Source organism: Flaviramulus multivorans (assembly GCF_021728415.1).
GTDB classification, from domain to species: domain Bacteria; phylum Bacteroidota; class Bacteroidia; order Flavobacteriales; family Flavobacteriaceae; genus Sabulilitoribacter; species Sabulilitoribacter multivorans.
Genome location: NZ_JAKKDV010000003.1, coordinates 13948 through 31544 on the forward strand (window position 1 = coordinate 13948; position 17597 = coordinate 31544).

Consider the following 17597-nt stretch of genomic DNA (forward strand, 5'->3'; position numbering starts at 1 on the left):
TAAACTTGTTTAAACTGTGATATTTAGTAATGTATTCGTTTCTTCTTTTTAATTAAAATTCCAACTATTATGCCTAAAATAAAGCTTCCTAGAATAACTAATACTCTAGACATTGAAACTTTCCACGTTAAAAACTTCACGTCGGTTACTTCGGTATTTTGAAGAGAAAATATAACAATAGCAGTAGCAAAAAAGATAGCTGCAAAGGTTCTAAATTTCATTTAATTATTTTTTAATAATTTGAGATTTATCGTTCAAGCCATCAACTTTAATTTCTGGATTTCCATACACATAAACATAGCTTCTGCCTTTAGCGAATACACTTAATTGCTTGGTAGCATGTACAAAAATATCAGATGTATTAGATGCATTGATACTAACATTTGTGGCATGTAGTTTTTTTGCTTTAACATCAGATGAACCGGTAGTTACTAAATTAAAATTATCACAAGAACCTTCTACATTCATGTCGGCTCTCTTATATATGGATAAATCCAAGGTTTCAGAAGTTAGGGTGCCTTTTAAAAACGCATTATCATTTAACGTTATATTAGTATTGCTGCTTTTTAGCTTTATTTTTCCATTGGTGCCATTGTTCATCTCTAACCGTAATTGAGATGATTCTATATCTAATTCAAATTCAGCGTTGTCATAACAACTTAATTGCATATTAGGTAATCGCATATAATTCTGCCCCGTTAATTTCGATCTCTGTCTAAGAGTTATTTTATCGATTTCTTGGAATGTTAGATAAATTTCTAGCTTCTTACTAGATTTTATTTTACTGGTAGTATATACTTTTAAAATACTATCTACCACTTCAATTTTAATCACATTTATTAAATTGGCATCTGTTTTTAAACGATAGCCGTTACTGTATGACTGTGTAACAAAGACCTCTAAATCATCAGAAATCTCTATTTGAGAGAAATTATCTAGGTTTTTAAACGTTTCGGTTACCTCACCATTTCCTTTTATTTTTTCTTTTTTCTGTGCTGACAGCTTTAATGAAAAAAGTATGGTTATTAATACTATTAAAGCTATTATTCTTTTCATTGTTTTCATTTTGTTTTTTAATTTAAAGAGAAACGATTATCCGTTGTACGGTGATGAATTAAGCTTATTACGTATAGAATAATCGTTCTCATCTTTTAGGAAGATCTGCTATTAATCAACCACTTTTGTTTACTAGATTAGGTTTTGCAGGTTCCAATAAAAATCCTTTAGTTATTATTAATCCTTTTTTGTAATTCTATTTTCTACTAATTCTTTAATTGGAATTACGACAATTTCATTTTCTTTTACTTTTACATTTACGCAAATATTGTCTATTGATATTATTTCTCCAGAAATATCATCAAGTTTAATTGTTTGACCTACTTCAAAATTTTTCTTCGAATAGAATGATAATAAAAGACCTTTTATAATGTCTCTAGATCCAAACCCAAAACCTAATGCTGCTGTAAGTAATAAAGCACCTAAGATAATTGTTAGGTTATTAGTTATAATTTCAGTATCAATACCCGCTTGGTTTAATGCTGTAATTGTAATGGTAATAATAATCACATAAAAAACTAAGCTACTTATTGCTCTATCACCAGCTAAATCAAATGACTCAAACAATCCTCTTATTGCTTTCTTAATAAAATTTGCTATATATAAGCCAATCATAAATAAGGCGATTGCACTAAATAGTCTAGGCAAATAACGAAGTAAGTTTCCAATCTCGATAGATACTATTTCCCAATTCATAATATCAGAAGCAACTATAAGAAACACTAAAAACATGACCCATTTTACAAACCCTACAATTACTGAAGTTACATTAAACTTAAGATCGGTTTTTCCAAACAAGTCTTTTTCATTAATTATATCGGTTAACTTATCTGCTTTGGCAAATTTTAAAGTTCGCTTTAAAATAAAGACTATAACTTTGGTTACTAGCCACCCTATAATAAGTATTAGTATTGCAAATAACACCTTTGGAGCCACTTCTGCGATGTTTGTTGCCATTTGATTAAGCGAATTAAGTGTTAACTCCTGAATACTTGTAATTGTTTCCATCTTTAATTTTTATTTAGTTAAATAGTTATTTTATTTTTTCTTCTTTTTTTCAAAAAATGCTTTAGCTGCCGAGGAATAGTTAGAAGAAAACAATTCAGTTATTTCCATAAATAGTTTAATTCTTGCAACATCAGCCATCACTTTACTTTTTAATGTTTTGGGCACCTCTTGAGGTGGTAAAGAGATTTTTTTAAATGGGTTTTGCATACTCTTATCTTAAATTATTGTAGGCTTCTATTATTCTCAATTTTGCTCGTTTAAGCCTCATTTTTACGGCGCTCTCACTTATGTTTAAAACCTCCATGATATTTTTAATTGAAAAATCATCTTGGTATTTTAGCAATAGAATCATTTTATCTTCTGGAGCAATTGCTTCTAGTGCAAGCTTTAAGGTATCCTCTTTTAATTGAAATAAGGAAGAGTCTTCCACGTCTATTTGTAAATTGTCGTAATCTTCAATATCTCTTTTAATAGGTTCAAATTTCTTTTTAGCCTTCTCTTTAACATAATCTACACACATATTGTATGTAAAAGCATATAACCAGGTTGAGAATTTAGATTTTCCTTTAAACGAACTTAATTTTATATATAGTTTAGCAAAAACATCCTGCGACAAGTCCTCGGCTTCCATACTAGTTTTTGTAAAACCATAACATTTGTTATATACTATATGTACATACCTTTCATATAAAACTTCAAAAAGGATGTCGTTTTTAGTATTTGTTATTTGTTCTACAAGTTCCTCATCAGTTAGATTTTGGAACTTACTTTCAGTTTTCAAGTATTTAATTGTTAGTTATATTATTATGACTGCATTGTTTAAAAAAAGTCACTTTAAAAAATAAAATATAGTTGTTTTTATGAAAATATTAAAGTTAAGTACATTTTAATATATTTCATTTTTGGAATTAGAAACTTGTTTATTGTATTTTTGTACTTAAGTAAATCGCCTTATCGCTCTTGTGCTGAATTTATTTCAGCATCTTATTCTTTTTGACTTTAAAGTTAATTTGAAAGGGTACTGAAACAAGTTCAGCACTAAGGGAGGAAAGTCCGAACACCGTAGTGCAACATAGTGGCTAATAGCCACCAGCCGTGAGGCTAGGAAAAGTGCAACAGAAAGTATGTACAGGTAATGCTGTAGTGAAACCAGGTAAACTCTATGTGGTGCAATATCATGTATACCAACGTTTGAGGGCTGCACGCTCGATTGTTGGAGGGTAGATAGCTAAAATGTATTGGTAACAATACATTCAGATAAATGATAAGGTAATTTTGAATTTATTTAGAAGAGATTCTGAAACAAGTTCAGAATGAACAGAATTCGGCTTATAGATTTGCTTAAAAATAAATAAACCCTTCTATGCTTATAGAAGGGTTTACCATTTAATAAGTTAGGGTTAAGAATTATTTTGGCGAATAATCTAAGTCTGGACGCATCTCTCCAGAAACTTCTTCAAATCTTGAAGCATAATTCATTACTTTACTAAATACTTCCCAACGTTCTTCTTGAGTTCCTAGTACCTTTTCATTTGCTTTTGCTCGAGTGGCACCATCAATTTCATCTTTAGCTGAAACAGCTACCAAATAAAAGTCCTCAGCGGTACCAAACCCATTTCTATAAACGCGATAGTATTCTTTCGACCCTTTTTTAGAATAAAGCTCTTTTACTGCTTTCATACCTTCTCTTATTTTAGCTGCATTGGCAGGTGTAAAATAAATGTAGAAAAATTTGCGATAATTCTGACCATCCTGAGTCATTGAAATACCTTCGGGCATATAGGTCAAATCTTCAACCAAAGTTATGGTGTACGTTGTATGCGAATCATAACATTTATCAAACGCTTGAAACATTTCACCAAATTTATCACCCATGGCTTTTGCCATATCTGAAAATGGATTTTTATCTAATTCAGCAAAGTTTTCAAGAGGAGATATGTACAAATACCTCATATCATTAGTAGTAGCTGTAACCCATGATACTTGAACATTATGTTCTTTACAAGCCTCATTAAATGCCTTAGCAGCTGCTTCATATTCCATAATTTTTGATGGGTTTACGTTGTCTTGATGGACTTGAAACATCTGTTGTGCTTGTAAAGAGCTAACAGAAATGCAAAAGACTAATGCTAGTAATAGTGTCGATTTAATAGTTTTCATAATTTGTAATTTTGGTTAATAGCTATTTGTTATTCTTCTTCGGTAGATTCTGTTTCTTGAGCTTCTGCAGCGGCGGCTAAAGCTGCAAATTCAGCATTCATCTCGGTAGCATCAAAGTAAACATGCTCTTCCACCATTTTCCCATCTACAAATTGTAAAGCGAGATGTACAGGTATAATTATTTCTTTATTGCTCGCAGCAAACGTGCCTTTGTGGGCAGCCCAATAGTAAACCCAAGTTTCATCTTCTTTGTCAAGAACCATCTCGATGTATTCTTTTTCATGATTGAATCCGTATGAAGACATAGCACTCGTCATTGCTTTTAATGCGACTACCCTATCTTCAATGTTGACTGGTTTAGTAGAATTCACATAAATTTTTGCGGTATCAGCAAAATGGCTTTTCCACGTGTCCCAATCACCTTTTTCGTAAGCTGCTATTCCAGCCTTTACTGTTTCAATTTCAGCTGAATCAGCGAAATAACGTTGTGGTTTGTTTTGACAAGCAATAAATACTATTAATGCTAATCCAATAAAAAAAAGTTTTCTCATATTATTTATGGTTTAAAAAGTTAGTATTAAAATTAATACCATAAACAAATGTTATAAAAAGAATGACTTTTTATTGCAGAGTGAAAAGTATGTATAGAGTCTGGGACTCTTAAGGAGAATACTAATATACTGAAAAAAAAGAGAATTATAGAAATAAAGTTTATAGGCTTAGTTATTCAAAGAAACTAAATACGCTTCCGCCATAGTTTTTTGAATAATTAAAGTTTTTTAGCTGAGATAAGTTAGTATGCTTTGAGTGCTCAATAATTAAAATACCATTTTCAAACAATAGATTTTTTTGAAAAACGAGCTCTGGAATTTTTGAAAACTCCTCATCAGAAAAACTGTAAGGAGGGTCTGCAAAAATAATATCTGTTTGTAATGAAGATTTTTCTAAAAACTTAAACACATCACTCTTAATAGTTTGAATTGGCATTTCAAATGCCTCAGATGTTTGGTTGATAAATTTAATACATCCAAAATCTTGGTCAACACAAGTTATCTGTTCTACGCCTCTTGATGCAAATTCGTAACTAATATTGCCAGTTCCAGCAAACAAGTCTAACACAGAAATTTCATCAAAATAATAAAGATTATTTATAATATTAAATAACGATTCTTTTGCCATGTCCGTGGTTGGACGCACAGGTAAATTCTTTGGCGCAATAATTTTTCTACTTTTGTATTTTCCTGATATTATGCGCATTAAAAACTTTTTATTAAAGCAAAATTTGAATAGCTTGATTTTGGTTTATCTTCAAAAGTATAAGAGTCTTGTCTATCGCTAAAACTAATATTTCTAATGTACGTATAGGCAATTTTATATAATTCGTCGTTTTTTGTAATGTCTCCAAGAAAAATTAAATTAAAGGTTTCTGGATTAAGTTCTAACTGTTCAGCAGTAAAAAGGATAAAGTATATAAAATCTTCTTTTGTCTGGTATTTAAATGTATTATAAAGTAATAATTTGGCTTTATCAACAATAATAATTTCAAAATGGTTTTTACTTACATTAACATAAACTTTTACAGTTTCTGAATGCTTTTCTAAAAGTAAAATATTTTCAATTAATATAGTAGATACATGTTTATATGTAAAAGCACCAAACTTATCGTAGATAAAATTATTCACGTTTATGTATGGCACATAAATATTTACACTATCATTTACCAAAAGTTCGTCGTAAGTTATGAAGTCTGATTTGAGTATTTTAGAATTAAATTTTAAATAATCTGCTAAGCAATCTTCTTTAAATAATGGTTTTGGTACTAATGCAGAAATATCATTATCATGTACAACACAAACTTCTGAAAACGGACCAGATAATGCTTTTTCTTTGCTAAATTCTGCTTTTAAATTATCTAAAATCTGTAACGGATTTAAGTTTTTACTAAAGTGAATTTCTTTTAAAAACGTTATTGTATTGTCATTAGAATTTAGGATACAAAAAGAAAGTCCACTCAAACTTATTTGAATGGACAGTTTTAAATTTGTTAGCTTGTTAGAACTTTTATTCTGCAGAGCCATAAGTTTTTGGCCAGTTTCCGTTTGTGTTTACTTCATCCATTGAACCTACTTTCAACTTATCGCCATTAACACCATCCACCGATACAACTTGGTTTTCTTGCATTAGGAGGTCTTTATTTTGATCAAATAAAATAACATTTTTTAAAACCGAAGCTTCAAAAACTGGTATTTTAATATTGTTTTGCTCAATAAATCCAGCTTGTAATTTAAACTTTGCCCCGTCTTCACCAACAGGTACATTCATCATAGTCTTATACCTAGGGGATGTTTTAAATAAAGAATCTTTAACAGATGCAAACCCTAAAGTATCAATTACTACAATATCTTTATGTGTATCTACACCATATCTTTTTGTTAACTCTACATCAAGGATACTCGAGTCACGACGTTGTGTAATGGTAAATTGCGCAGTATCTATAAATTTAACCAGATTATCAAAATTATCAGCAAACTTACCAGTTACCTGTCTATGAGCTAATTGGGCATCTCTTATATCTTTTAAACTTTCAATTACTACAGCATAACGCTTGTTCTTAACTTTGTTGAACTGAATAGGTTCGTAGATAGACATATAGGTCTGGTAACCTAAAAATGCTATTAATACCCACAAGACTACGTTTAGTATAGGCTTAAATTTTTGAGGTATGAATTTATCAACTAACTTCACTAAGCCAATTGTAACTAATATCACTGCAACGGCAACAAGAATAAATTTTAACATAGTCTGTTTTAATTAAAAAAGTTATTAATGGTATTTAGCAAATCTACAATTTTTTTTTAATCGTAAAAACCAATAGTAGTAAAAATCATTTCTATCTTTGAATAATTTATTAAAAGGAACCTCTTTAAATGACCGCATCCGAATTCTATTCCATTATAAAACAACAGTTTCCGTTCCATCCAACCATAAAACAGAATATTGTCCTTCAACAACTTTCGGAGTTTATTTTTAGTAAGGACAACAATGCACTATATTTATTAAAAGGCTATGCTGGTACTGGTAAAACAACGATTATTGGTAGTATTGTAACTAATCTTTGGAAAGCGAAAAAGAGTGCTGTTTTAATGGCTCCAACAGGTAGAGCCGCCAAAGTAATATCAAATTACTCAGGAAAAGAAGCATTTACAATTCATAAAAAGATTTACTTTCCTAAAAAGGAAAAAAATGGGGGTGTTAAATTCGTATTACAACCAAATAAACATAAAAATACCATTTTTATAGTAGATGAAGCGTCAATGATTCCCGATACACCTGGAGAATCTAAACTTTTTGAAAATGGCTCGCTGCTTGATGATTTAATGCAATATGTTTATTCGGGGCATCAATGTAAATTACTTTTAATTGGTGATACAGCCCAATTACCACCTGTTAAATTAGACTTAAGCCCTGCCCTTAATGAAGATTCACTGAGTTTAAACTACAATAAACTGGTTACAAAAATGGAACTTGACGAAGTTGTAAGACAAGAACAAAACTCAGGGATTCTTGAAAATGCGACGGTTTTAAGAGAAGCTTTATCTAATTCTTTTCATAACTCATTTAAATTTGACATAAATGGATTTAAAGATATTATTAGGCTAATTGATGGGCATGAAATTATGGATGCAATAAATGATGCTTACAGCGATTTAGGAAAAGAAGAAACAGCTATAATTGTAAGAAGTAATAAACGCGCTAATTTGTATAATCAACAAATTAGAAATCGTATTTTATTTAATGAAAATGAGCTGACTCCAGGTGACTATCTAATGGTGGTTAAAAACAATTATTTCTGGATAAAACCAACAACCGAAGCAGGTTTTATTGCTAATGGAGATATTATTGAGGTACTCGAAATATTCAAAATTGAAGAGTTATATGGATTCCGCTTTGCAGAAGTTAAAGTTAGAATGGTAGACTACCCTAAAATGCGTTCTTTTGAAACCGTTTTGTTGTTAGATACTATTGAAGCAGAATCACCTTCATTGCCTTACGAAGATTCAAATAGATTATACCAAGAAGTGCAAAAAGATTATGAAGATGAAACCAGTAATTATCGAAAATTTTTAAAGATTAAAGGAAACAAACATTTTAACGCTTTACAGGTTAAATTCTCGTATGCAATTACATGTCATAAATCTCAAGGAGGACAGTGGCATACAGTTTTTGTAGAGCAACCCTATTTACCAAATGGTATAGACAAAGAGTATTTACGTTGGCTATATACCGCCGTTACCAGAGCCAAAGAAAAATTGTATCTTATTGGCTTTAAAGATGATTTTTTTGAAGACTAAACTTTTTATATGACATTTGAGACGATTATTAGCATTTGTTTGGGTATTGGTTTGTCCGCATCTGTGGGTTTCAGAGTTTTTCTGCCATTATTTGCGTTGAGTCTTGCTTCTTATTTTGATGTTTGGCAACTCAATGAATCTTGGCAATGGATTGGTAGTGCTACGGCATTAATTACTTTAGGTGTTGCTACCTTGGTAGAAATATTTGCTTATTTCATTCCATATATTGACAATTTACTGGATACGATTTCAGTGCCTTTGGCAGCATTGGCCGGAACAGCCATTATGTTATCTACGGTTGCCGATTTAAGCCCAGTAATTACTTGGTCATTAGCTATTATAGCTGGTGGTGGAACGGCCGCGGCTATCTCGGGGTCATCAAGTGCAACACGAATAACTTCAACAGCAACTACTGGTGGTTTTGCAAATCCAATTGTTTCAACCGTTGAAACTGGTACATCACTAGTTATGTCTATAATTTCAATTTTTTTACCATTTCTAGCTTTTATTTTAGTTATTATAATCTTGTTTGTTATTTACAAATTATATATAAAGTTTAGACCGTCTAAAACTTAAAATCTTTAATATTTATAGTATTTTTGAAGTATATTTTAATAATGTAGATGAAAATAATTTCCATGATTCCTGCACGTTATAGTGCAACGCGGTTTCCAGGTAAGCTTATGCAAGACCTTAATGGTAAAACAGTAATTCTTCGAACTTACGAAGCAACCGTTGCTACCAATTTATTTGATGATGTGTTTGTTGTAACCGATAATTCAATTATCTATAACGAAATAACAAATCATGGAGGTAAAGCCATAATGAGTAAAAAAGAGCATGATTGTGGAAGTGATAGGATAGCTGAAGCAGTTGAGTTTTTAGATATTGATGTGGTTATTAATGTACAAGGTGATGAGCCATTTACGGATAGAGAATCTTTATCTAAGCTTATAAATGTTTTTAAAAGTGACCCGAATAAGGAAGTAGACTTAGCTTCATTAATGGTGCATATTACCGATGAGGACGAAATTAATAATCCTAATACCGTAAAAGTTATTGTCGATAACAATAATTTTGCGTTGTACTTTTCCCGTAGCCCAATTCCATACCCAAGAGATAAAACAGTAGATGTGAAATATTATAAACACAAAGGTGTTTATGCCTTTAGAAAACAAGCCATTTTAGATTTTTATCGTTTACCGATGCTAACGCTTGAAGCTTCTGAAAAACTGGAACAGTTACGTTATTTAGAATACGGCAAGCGAATTAAAATGGTTGAGACCGATGTACAAGGAGTTGAAATTGATACTCCTGAAGATTTAGAACGTGCCAAAAAACTATGGAAATAGATTATAAAAAAATAAAAGTTATTGGCTTTGATGCTGACGATACCCTTTGGGTAAATGAAACGTATTTTAGAGATGCCGAAATAGAGTTTGGGAAGCTATTATCTAGTTATGAAACTATTAATAAAATAGACCAAGAACTCTTTAAAATGGAGATGAAAAACCTAGATTTATATGGTTATGGTGTTAAGGCTTTTATCTTGTCAATGATAGAGTCGGCTCTGGAGATATCAAATCATCAGGTTTCTACAAAAACTATTGAGGCTATTCTAAACATTGGTAAAAACATGTTGAATAAGCCTGTTGAATTATTGGATGGGGTTGAAGAAGTATTAAAAACATTATCAAAAAAATATAGAATAATTTTAGCTACAAAAGGCGATTTACTTGACCAAGAACGTAAACTAGAAAAATCTGGTTTAACTGATTATTTTCATCATATAGAAGTTTTGAGCGATAAAAAAGAAGCCAATTATTCAAAACTGTTAAATCATTTAGACATAAAACCTTCGGAGTTCTTAATGATCGGAAATTCATTGAAATCAGATATTTTACCACTAGTAAATATCAAGGCACACGCTATTCATATTCCTTTCCATACAACTTGGGCACATGAGCAAGTAAGTGAAGCCGAAACCAATGGGAAAGCTTATAAAACTATAAATACCTTAACAGAATTATTAAAAATATTGAATTAGCATTTTGAGGATTATTGATTTAAATACATGGAATAGAAAACGTCATTTCGAGCATTTTTCAGCTTTATCAGACCCGTATTTCGCAATTACTTTACCTTTTAATGTTACCAAAGCATATAACTTCTCAAAAGAAAATGGTATTAGCTTTTTTGCAAAATATTTGCACGATTGTATGCGAGCAATTAATTCGGTAGATAACTTAAAATATAGAATTGAAAACAATAACGTGGTTGAGTATGATTTTATTCATGCTTCTCCAACCATAATGAGAAGTGATAATACATATGGTTTTTCATTCATTAATTATGATGAAGATTTGCATGTGTTTATTAAAAATATTGAAAGTGAAAAAAATAGAATAAATAATACGGATGATTTATATCCGCCAAAGAACGGTTTAGACTGTATACATTGTTCTGCAATGCCTTGGTTTAATTTTTCAAGCACAAAAGAACCCGTATCTGGTATATTAGATTCAGTGCCCAAAATAGCTTTTAGCAAAGCAACAACTGTTAATAACGAATTGATAATGAATGTATCTATTAACGTGAATCATGCATTAGTTGATGGATATCATATTGGATTATTTTCAGAAAAATTTCAAAGCTATTTAAACCAATAGATTATAAAATAATGGTATTTTTATCAATCGAAAAAGAAAACGAATTACATGAGTTATAAGAACTTTCCAATGGTACCAAGAGTTATTTTTGGTAGAGGTAGTTTTAATCAAATAAACGAAGTTTTAGCCCCAAAACGCTTAAGCATTGACGCTCCATTTATATTTTTAATTGATGATGTGTTTAAAAGCAATGCTTGGTTAACATCTAGAATACAATTAGCCTACGGTGATAGAATTATCTTTATTTCAGCTAAAGAAGAACCGAAAACCTCTCAGGTCGACGCCCTTGTTGAAGATATAATATTAATGAGTAAAGATAGACCTTCAGGAATCATAGGAATTGGAGGAGGGACCTTGTTAGATTTAGCCAAAGCAGTATCTATTATGCTTACAAATAAGGGTGAAGCTAAAGACTATCAAGGATGGGATTTGGTAAAAAACCCAGCAATTTATCACGTTGGGATTCCTACTATATCCGGAACTGGAGCCGAGGTCTCAAGAACGACTGTGCTCACAGGACCAGAAAAAAAATTGGGAATAAATTCAGATTATACACCTTTTGACCAGGTTATTTTAGATTCTGAACTTACTAAAGATGTGCCAAAAGATCAGTGGTTTTACACGGGTATGGATTGTTATATTCATTGTGTAGAATCTTTAACGGGTACTTACCTAAACGCCTTTAGTGAAAGTTATGGAAATATGGCTTTAGAGTTGTGTAAAGAAATCTATTTTGAAAATAATCTTTCAAATATTGAAGCTCAAGAAAAGCTTATGATGGCCTCATGGCATGGTGGCATGAGCATTGTGTATTCTCAAGTTGGTATTGCTCACGCAATGAGTTATGGGCTATCTTATTTACTTGGTACAAAACACGGAATTGGTAATTGTATTGTTTTTAATCATTTAGAAGAATTTTACCCGGAAGGGGTGAAGCTTTTTAAACAAATGATGGCAAAACATGATATTGAATTACCTAAAGGTATTTGTGCTAATTTAAATGATACTCAATTGGATACCATGATTAATGTTGCTCTTAGTCTTGTTCCTCTATGGGAAAATGCATTAGGTGATGGTTGGAAAAAAATAATTACTCCTGATAAATTAAAGAATTTATATCTGAAAATGTAATATGCAGTGGTTAGCCAAATTTATCTATTTGAAGCTTTTAGGCTGGAAAGTTGTTGGCAATACCGATTTATCAAAAGAGTCAATAAAAAAAGCAGTAATTATTGCAGTCCCGCATACGAGTTGGCACGATTTCTATATTGGGATTCTCTTACGTTCTGTAGTTGGCTTAAAAACAAATTTTGTTGGTAAAAAAGAATTATTTGTATTTCCAATTGGTTGGTTTTTTAGAGCTTTAGGAGGTGCGCCAATAGACAGACATACAAAAGAAAATAAAGTTGACGCAATAGCTAAATTGTTTAACGAAAAAGAGGAGTTTAGAATGGCGATGGCACCCGAAGGAACGAGAAAAAAGGTAAATAAATGGAGAACAGGCTTTTATTATATTGCAAAAAAGGCCAATGTACCAATTATCATGATTACCTTTGATTTTGAAAACAAACAAAACAAAATTTCAGAACCTTTTTATCCTACGGATGATATGGAAGCTGATTTTAAGTTTATGCATAATTTTTTTAAAGATGTAAAGGGCAAAATTCCCAAATATTCTTAATTTTTTTTTCAAATAAAAAACCTTGGCATTAAAATTGTCGTATAGATATTGTAGCTATGAAACATAAAGTAAACAATTATTTGTTCCTAAAAAGAAACATTGGCTACATAAAACAAAAAGCTACTCATTATGAGTAGCTTTTTTTCTTAATTAAGAATCATATCAAAGATTCTATTTTATCTCTTTCATAGCATTATCTATGAGCGTTCTTAAATGGTGCTTGTGCGCTATTGATGACACATCCCCAGAAGGGTTAGCCATATTTCTTATGGCTTTTAAATTATATAATGCCATAGATTTAGCATTATTAGTATAATTACCACTTTGTTTACCCGTAAGCATTCCTATTAGCATATTTGTATATTCTAATTGAAGATTTTGCCTAAATGTATTCACGTTACCATAAATATCCGTTTTAAAAATTGAATTATTTAAATCAGTCATAAATGAAGACAAAGTGTACTTATTTCCATATAATTCCGAGTCTGTTATACGTTGTAAAGTATTTGGATGTAAAATATGATTTAGCACATTTTTTTGATAATTTAAAACTTGATTGTGAATTTTAGGGTCTTCAGGTCCTCTAAAGAAACCAAATCCACGTCTTTGCATTGCTAAATAGTTATATAAATCATTCGGTGCATCAAAGGCATCTGGTGCAAAAACATATTTGTTTAATGCTGACATAGCACGTTTTTGGTCTGCAAGACTCACAGGTGTGTAAGGTTGTTGCGCTCCTTCTTGTCCTGCCATAGCCCGATCTACATAAACACCACCAATATATCTGGAAATTACATTAGCTGCACCAGCTTTTTGGCCACTTAATAAATAATAAACACGTCTAAGTTCTTGATACGATTCATCATCTTTAATAAATTTATCCTTAACTGTTTTCATTAGGTCATTTGACAATTCTATACGATCTATAGAGTATCTTATAGCGTCGTTAGATTGATCATTAGTCATAACTCTTGGATCAATCGCTTTACCTGGAGAACGCATATCATCAGCATCATTACCAAAAATAAGTTCAGGCTTTGTTGATTGTTTTAATAAATTTTCTCTTTCTTCTTGCGTTTTAAAAGGCATATAACCAAACTGAATGGCCCAAATATCATAAGGTCCCACGGCAACATCATCATACTGTCCTTGTTTACTTCTATCTCTTGTAATGTTTAAAGTAGCATAATCCATTACTGAAGCTGTTAAACATTTTCCTTTAATAAATTCAGGGTCAGCTAATTGCTCAGGCGAATATAAATAACTTGCTTTCATATTATGATTCAACCCTAAAGTATGCCCAACTTCGTGCATGATTAAAGCCAACATCGATTCTCTCTTAACGCGTTCCATTTCCATATCAGAAGTACCAGTTGCTGATGCCACTGCATTGGCAAACATGATATCATCATGCATTAAATGACCTAACGAACAATAAAAATTGTCTTTCTCATTAAAATCATTGTACTCATAAGGTTCTTCAGCGGTAGCTAATTCATAAACTTTATCATAGAAAACTCTATTTGTAAAATGAACGAACTCAAGCATAATATCAGCCCCTAAAATTTGACCTGTTTTAGGATTTACAAAACTTGGTCCGTAACCACCAAATGGAGGTCGTGGAGAAGACGTCCATCTTAATACGTTATATCTTATATCACCAGCATCCCAATCGGCATCATCTGGTTGAATTTTTACAACCATAGCATTCTTAAAACCTGCTTTTTCAAAGGCTTCATTCCATTGTAAAACACCTTCTTTAATAGTTTCTCTCCATTCCATTGGTGTTGAATTTTCAATCCACCAGGTTATTGGTTCAACTGGTTCGGATATTGCTAATTCAGGATTTTTCTTTTCCAAATTCCATCGGTGAACCAAATCTCTATAAGGTGTCGAACTCGTTGAGGTTTGATCTTCAACTTGAGTAGTAAAATAGCCCACTCTTGGGTCATCCAATCTAATCTTATAATTATTATCTGGAATTTCAATTAAATCATGCAATACTTTAATACTCACATTTCTACCATCTGAAACGGCATTAGAACCACCATTTAAAACCGAAGGTGATGAGTATACATATTCTACTTTCACATTAGTGTTGTTTGGGTAGTTTTTTATCTCATTTACTTTTGTTTTTCCTTTATCTAAACTCCCAAGCTTAAAAGCTGTAGGAGGAGTTCCAGGTCTTGATGGAGGCTTTATTTGTAACAATGTTTCTTTTAAAAATAAATCATCCGCTTTTACTAAATAAAGACCATCTTTTTTGTCGTGAGCTTCAATTTTTAAACTAGCCATATTACCCAAACTTATGTTGGCATCTTTCGATTTTGCCAAAGGACTTTCTGGGTCAAAATAAAAGGAGGTATTTTGAGTAACAAACTCTATTTTGTCAAAATACTTTTTAATTTTAAATACTTTAGAACCTCGGTATGAGCCTCTATTAATTCTTCCAGCATCTAAAACACCATCAGCAACCTGGCTGAAGTGAATATATTCTTTACCGATTTGATCTTCTGAAATTAGTAACTGTAAAGACCCCGTAATGGTATCTTGATACATGGTAAATAGTCCTTCGATTTTTTTACTAGATTTAGTTAAATCCTTAATCGTTTTCTCTTTCGACTTTTTTTCTGGTGCTACTGCTGCTTCGGTCTGGTTTTTATCTTTTTTCTTTTTTCTGTTTTGTGCTTCAACAGAATTTGAAGTTAAAAAGCAACCAGTTACAAAGAGTAACATTGCAAATTTAATAGTGTGTTTTAGTTTCATATTGAAATAATTTTAGGAAAGTATCCTTGTTATTTGAATTAGTCGGAAGTAAAAATAATGATAAACAAATGTTAAAATGTCTAAATAAAAGTTAAAATATTTATTTCTGTCTATTCGTAGGCTTCTGTTATATTTCAGTATCTTTATAAACTATGATAAAAGACACAAAAATTGCCGTATTAATAGATGGAGATAATATCCCTTCAAAATACATTTCCGAAATGATGGAAGAAATCACGAAATACGGTACACCTACGATAAAAAGAATATATGGAGACTGGACCAAACCGCATTTGTCAAAATGGAAGCATATTCTACTTGAAAACGCCATAACACCTATACAACAATATGGTTATACTACCGGTAAAAATGCAACTGATTCTGCAATGATAATAGATGCCATGGATATTTTGTATTCAGAAAAAGTTAACGGATTTTGTTTAGTATCATCTGATAGTGATTTTACTAAATTGGCAACACGTTTGCGTGAAGCAGGCATGGTCGTTTACGGTATGGGAGAGAAAAAAACTCCAAATCCATTTATTGTTGCTTGCGATAAGTTTATTTATTTGGAAATTTTGGCATCCGACGAAAGTGAAAAAGGAGCTAAGAGTGGAAAAGCCAAAAAGGAAAACTTATATAATATAACACCTAAAGTGATAAAACTACTTCAGAATTCTGTTGATGATGCTGCCGATGATGATGGTTGGGCATTTTTAGGTGATGTTGGTTCGTTAATACTTAAAAAACAACCTAATTTTGATTCTCGTAATTTTGGGTTTCAAAAACTAACCCCTCTTTTTAAATCGCTACCTCAGTTTGAAATGGAACAACGTGACCAAAGTAACGGGCGATTTAAACTTATTTATGTAAGAAATAAAAATTAAATTTTTCCAAGAATTTTATCCATTACCCAACTAGTATGTAAAGCAGTAGCACCTGTAGATGGATGCACTTTACTATTGTCAAAAAGATAGTCTCTCATGTTTTCTACATGAGGTGTTTGAATATGCTTAGGGTTTTCTATAAAAATAGATTCATTTTTTAAACTACTTTTTAAAACTACAGGGTTTTCATGAAAAATTGAAAATTCTATAGTGCCTTTATTCCCATAAATAACAACATCATCAACATGGTCATTACAACCAAAATTCCAAGTTCCAGAGCCTGTAATTCCATTTTCGTGTAACCAACAGCTTGAAACCGCATCATTTGCGGTATAAAGATTTTGTTGGTTGATGCTTACGCCATATGCTTCTTTAATATTTCCTAAAAAGAATGTGAACAAATCTAAACTATGACTCGCTAAATCATCGAAATAACCAGCAGTTGCAATGTTGGCATCAGTTCGCCAATTGTATGATTTTGCTACATCAACTTTACTTGCAGGTTTGCTTAAATGAGCGGTTATATGCCTTACTTCACCAATTAATTTGTCATCTAACCATTCCTTTATTTTTAAAAAGCGGGGTAAAGAGCGTCTATAATAGGCTACAAATAGTGGGATGTTTGCTTTATTGAACACCTCATATATTTCTAAGGCTTCATGATAATTGGGTGTAATAGGCTTTTCAATACAACAAGGTTTTCCTGCTTTGGCAACTTTTAATGCGTAATAGTGGTGTGTATCGGGAGGTGTTGCAATATAAATTGCATCAATATCACTATCGTTTATTAATTCATCAGCATCGGTATGGAATTTTTTTACAGTGTGTCTTTTTGCGTAATCTTCAGCTTTTTCTGCATCACGACGCATAACAGCTTCTAAATTAAAACCCTCTGTGTTTTTAAATGCTGGACCACTTTTTATTTCAGTTACATTGCCACAACCTATAATACCCCAATTTATTATGTTCTTTTGTTGGCTCATATAAAAATTAAAAAGAGAGTACTAGTACTCTCTTT

Annotated in this window: 20 protein-coding genes and 1 other RNA gene; 9 read left to right on the forward strand and 12 right to left on the reverse strand. The window is 31.5% G+C overall.

Annotated elements, in window-relative coordinates; genetic code table 11:
• Positions 1–23 precede the first annotated feature (23 nt).
• The 5 genes from L3X39_RS08345 to L3X39_RS08365 all read right to left on the reverse strand — a co-directional run bounded on the left by L3X39_RS08345 (position 24) and on the right by L3X39_RS08365 (position 2845).
• Positions 24–221 carry a lipopolysaccharide assembly protein LapA domain-containing protein gene (locus L3X39_RS08345; RefSeq protein ID WP_237231328.1) on the reverse strand — a complete coding sequence of 66 codons (198 nt, stop codon included), beginning with the start codon at positions 219–221 and terminating at the stop codon, positions 24–26.
• A gap of 4 nt (positions 222–225) precedes the next feature.
• A complete protein-coding gene (locus tag L3X39_RS08350) occupies positions 226–1056 on the reverse strand; it encodes a head GIN domain-containing protein (RefSeq protein WP_237231329.1) in 831 nt (276 codons plus the stop codon).
• Positions 1057–1233: 177 nt separating this feature from the next.
• The gene (locus L3X39_RS08355) at positions 1234–2064 is read right to left on the reverse strand and encodes a mechanosensitive ion channel family protein (RefSeq protein ID WP_237231330.1); all 831 of its coding nucleotides are present in this window, start codon (positions 2062–2064) and stop codon (positions 1234–1236) included.
• 30 nt (positions 2065–2094) lie between these two features.
• The gene (locus L3X39_RS08360; RefSeq protein ID WP_237231331.1) at positions 2095–2271 is read right to left on the reverse strand and encodes a hypothetical protein; all 177 of its coding nucleotides are present in this window, start codon (positions 2269–2271) and stop codon (positions 2095–2097) included.
• Between the two features lie 4 nt (positions 2272–2275).
• A complete protein-coding gene (locus tag L3X39_RS08365) occupies positions 2276–2845 on the reverse strand; it encodes an RNA polymerase sigma factor (RefSeq protein WP_237231332.1) in 570 nt (189 codons plus the stop codon).
• A gap of 246 nt (positions 2846–3091) precedes the next feature.
• Here L3X39_RS08365 and rnpB point away from each other — a divergent pair.
• An RNA gene (rnpB, locus tag L3X39_RS08370) (RNase P RNA component class A) lies at positions 3092–3412 on the forward strand.
• Positions 3413–3471: 59 nt separating this feature from the next.
• Here rnpB and L3X39_RS08375 read toward each other — a convergent pair.
• From L3X39_RS08375 to L3X39_RS08395, 5 genes are all read right to left on the reverse strand, one after another.
• Positions 3472–4224 carry a hypothetical protein gene (locus L3X39_RS08375; RefSeq protein WP_237231333.1) on the reverse strand — a complete coding sequence of 251 codons (753 nt, stop codon included), beginning with the start codon at positions 4222–4224 and terminating at the stop codon, positions 3472–3474.
• Between the two features lie 29 nt (positions 4225–4253).
• Positions 4254–4775 (reverse strand): nuclear transport factor 2 family protein, encoded by a 522-nt coding sequence (locus L3X39_RS08380; RefSeq protein ID WP_237231334.1) that lies wholly within the window; start codon positions 4773–4775, stop codon positions 4254–4256.
• Between the two features lie 172 nt (positions 4776–4947).
• On the reverse strand, positions 4948–5481 hold the full coding sequence (gene rsmD / locus L3X39_RS08385; RefSeq protein WP_237231335.1) for a 16S rRNA (guanine(966)-N(2))-methyltransferase RsmD: 534 nt from the start codon (positions 5479–5481) through the stop codon (positions 4948–4950).
• On the reverse strand, positions 5481–6302 hold the full coding sequence (locus L3X39_RS08390; RefSeq protein WP_237231336.1) for a DUF3822 family protein: 822 nt from the start codon (positions 6300–6302) through the stop codon (positions 5481–5483). The genes rsmD and L3X39_RS08390 overlap by 1 nt, the downstream gene beginning before the upstream one ends.
• Positions 6286–7023 carry a hypothetical protein gene (locus tag L3X39_RS08395; protein WP_237231337.1) on the reverse strand — a complete coding sequence of 246 codons (738 nt, stop codon included), beginning with the start codon at positions 7021–7023 and terminating at the stop codon, positions 6286–6288. Before L3X39_RS08395 ends, L3X39_RS08390 begins: the two co-directional genes overlap by 17 nt.
• Before the next feature lie 128 nt (positions 7024–7151).
• Between L3X39_RS08395 and L3X39_RS08400 the strand changes: the two genes are divergently transcribed.
• The 7 genes from L3X39_RS08400 to L3X39_RS08430 are packed head-to-tail and all read left to right on the forward strand — an operon-like array spanning position 7152 to position 12926.
• Complete coding sequence (locus L3X39_RS08400; protein ID WP_237231338.1) at positions 7152–8576, forward strand: ATP-dependent DNA helicase; 1425 nt, start codon at positions 7152–7154, stop codon at positions 8574–8576.
• 9 nt (positions 8577–8585) lie between these two features.
• Positions 8586–9152 (forward strand): DUF4126 domain-containing protein, encoded by a 567-nt coding sequence (locus tag L3X39_RS08405; RefSeq protein WP_237231339.1) that lies wholly within the window; start codon positions 8586–8588, stop codon positions 9150–9152.
• A 47-nt stretch (positions 9153–9199) separates the two neighbouring features.
• Positions 9200–9928, forward strand: coding sequence for a 3-deoxy-manno-octulosonate cytidylyltransferase (kdsB, locus tag L3X39_RS08410; protein WP_237231340.1), 729 nt, complete (start codon positions 9200–9202; stop codon positions 9926–9928).
• Positions 9919–10623, forward strand: a complete 705-nt coding sequence (locus tag L3X39_RS08415) for an HAD family hydrolase (RefSeq protein ID WP_237231341.1) — start codon at positions 9919–9921, stop codon at positions 10621–10623. Before kdsB ends, L3X39_RS08415 begins: the two co-directional genes overlap by 10 nt.
• Positions 10624–10627: 4 nt before the next feature.
• Entirely contained in the window at positions 10628–11245 is a 618-nt protein-coding gene (locus tag L3X39_RS08420; RefSeq protein WP_237231342.1) for a CatA-like O-acetyltransferase, read from the forward strand.
• A gap of 48 nt (positions 11246–11293) precedes the next feature.
• Complete coding sequence (locus L3X39_RS08425; protein WP_237231343.1) at positions 11294–12376, forward strand: iron-containing alcohol dehydrogenase family protein; 1083 nt, start codon at positions 11294–11296, stop codon at positions 12374–12376.
• 1 nt (position 12377) lies between these two features.
• Positions 12378–12926 carry a 1-acyl-sn-glycerol-3-phosphate acyltransferase gene (locus L3X39_RS08430; protein WP_237231344.1) on the forward strand — a complete coding sequence of 183 codons (549 nt, stop codon included), beginning with the start codon at positions 12378–12380 and terminating at the stop codon, positions 12924–12926.
• A gap of 171 nt (positions 12927–13097) precedes the next feature.
• On the opposite strand, the gene L3X39_RS08435 is transcribed toward L3X39_RS08430, so the two are convergent.
• Positions 13098–15692: a zinc-dependent metalloprotease gene (locus L3X39_RS08435; RefSeq protein WP_237231345.1), complete on the reverse strand. Its 2595-nt coding sequence runs from the start codon at positions 15690–15692 to the stop codon at positions 13098–13100.
• A 152-nt stretch (positions 15693–15844) separates the two neighbouring features.
• Here L3X39_RS08435 and L3X39_RS08440 point away from each other — a divergent pair, with 152 nt between their 5' ends.
• On the forward strand, positions 15845–16579 hold the full coding sequence (locus L3X39_RS08440; protein WP_237231346.1) for an NYN domain-containing protein: 735 nt from the start codon (positions 15845–15847) through the stop codon (positions 16577–16579).
• On the opposite strand, the gene L3X39_RS08445 is transcribed toward L3X39_RS08440, so the two are convergent.
• On the reverse strand, positions 16576–17562 hold the full coding sequence (locus tag L3X39_RS08445) for a Gfo/Idh/MocA family protein (RefSeq protein WP_237231347.1): 987 nt from the start codon (positions 17560–17562) through the stop codon (positions 16576–16578). The genes L3X39_RS08440 and L3X39_RS08445 overlap by 4 nt on opposite strands.
• Positions 17563–17597 lie beyond the last annotated feature (35 nt).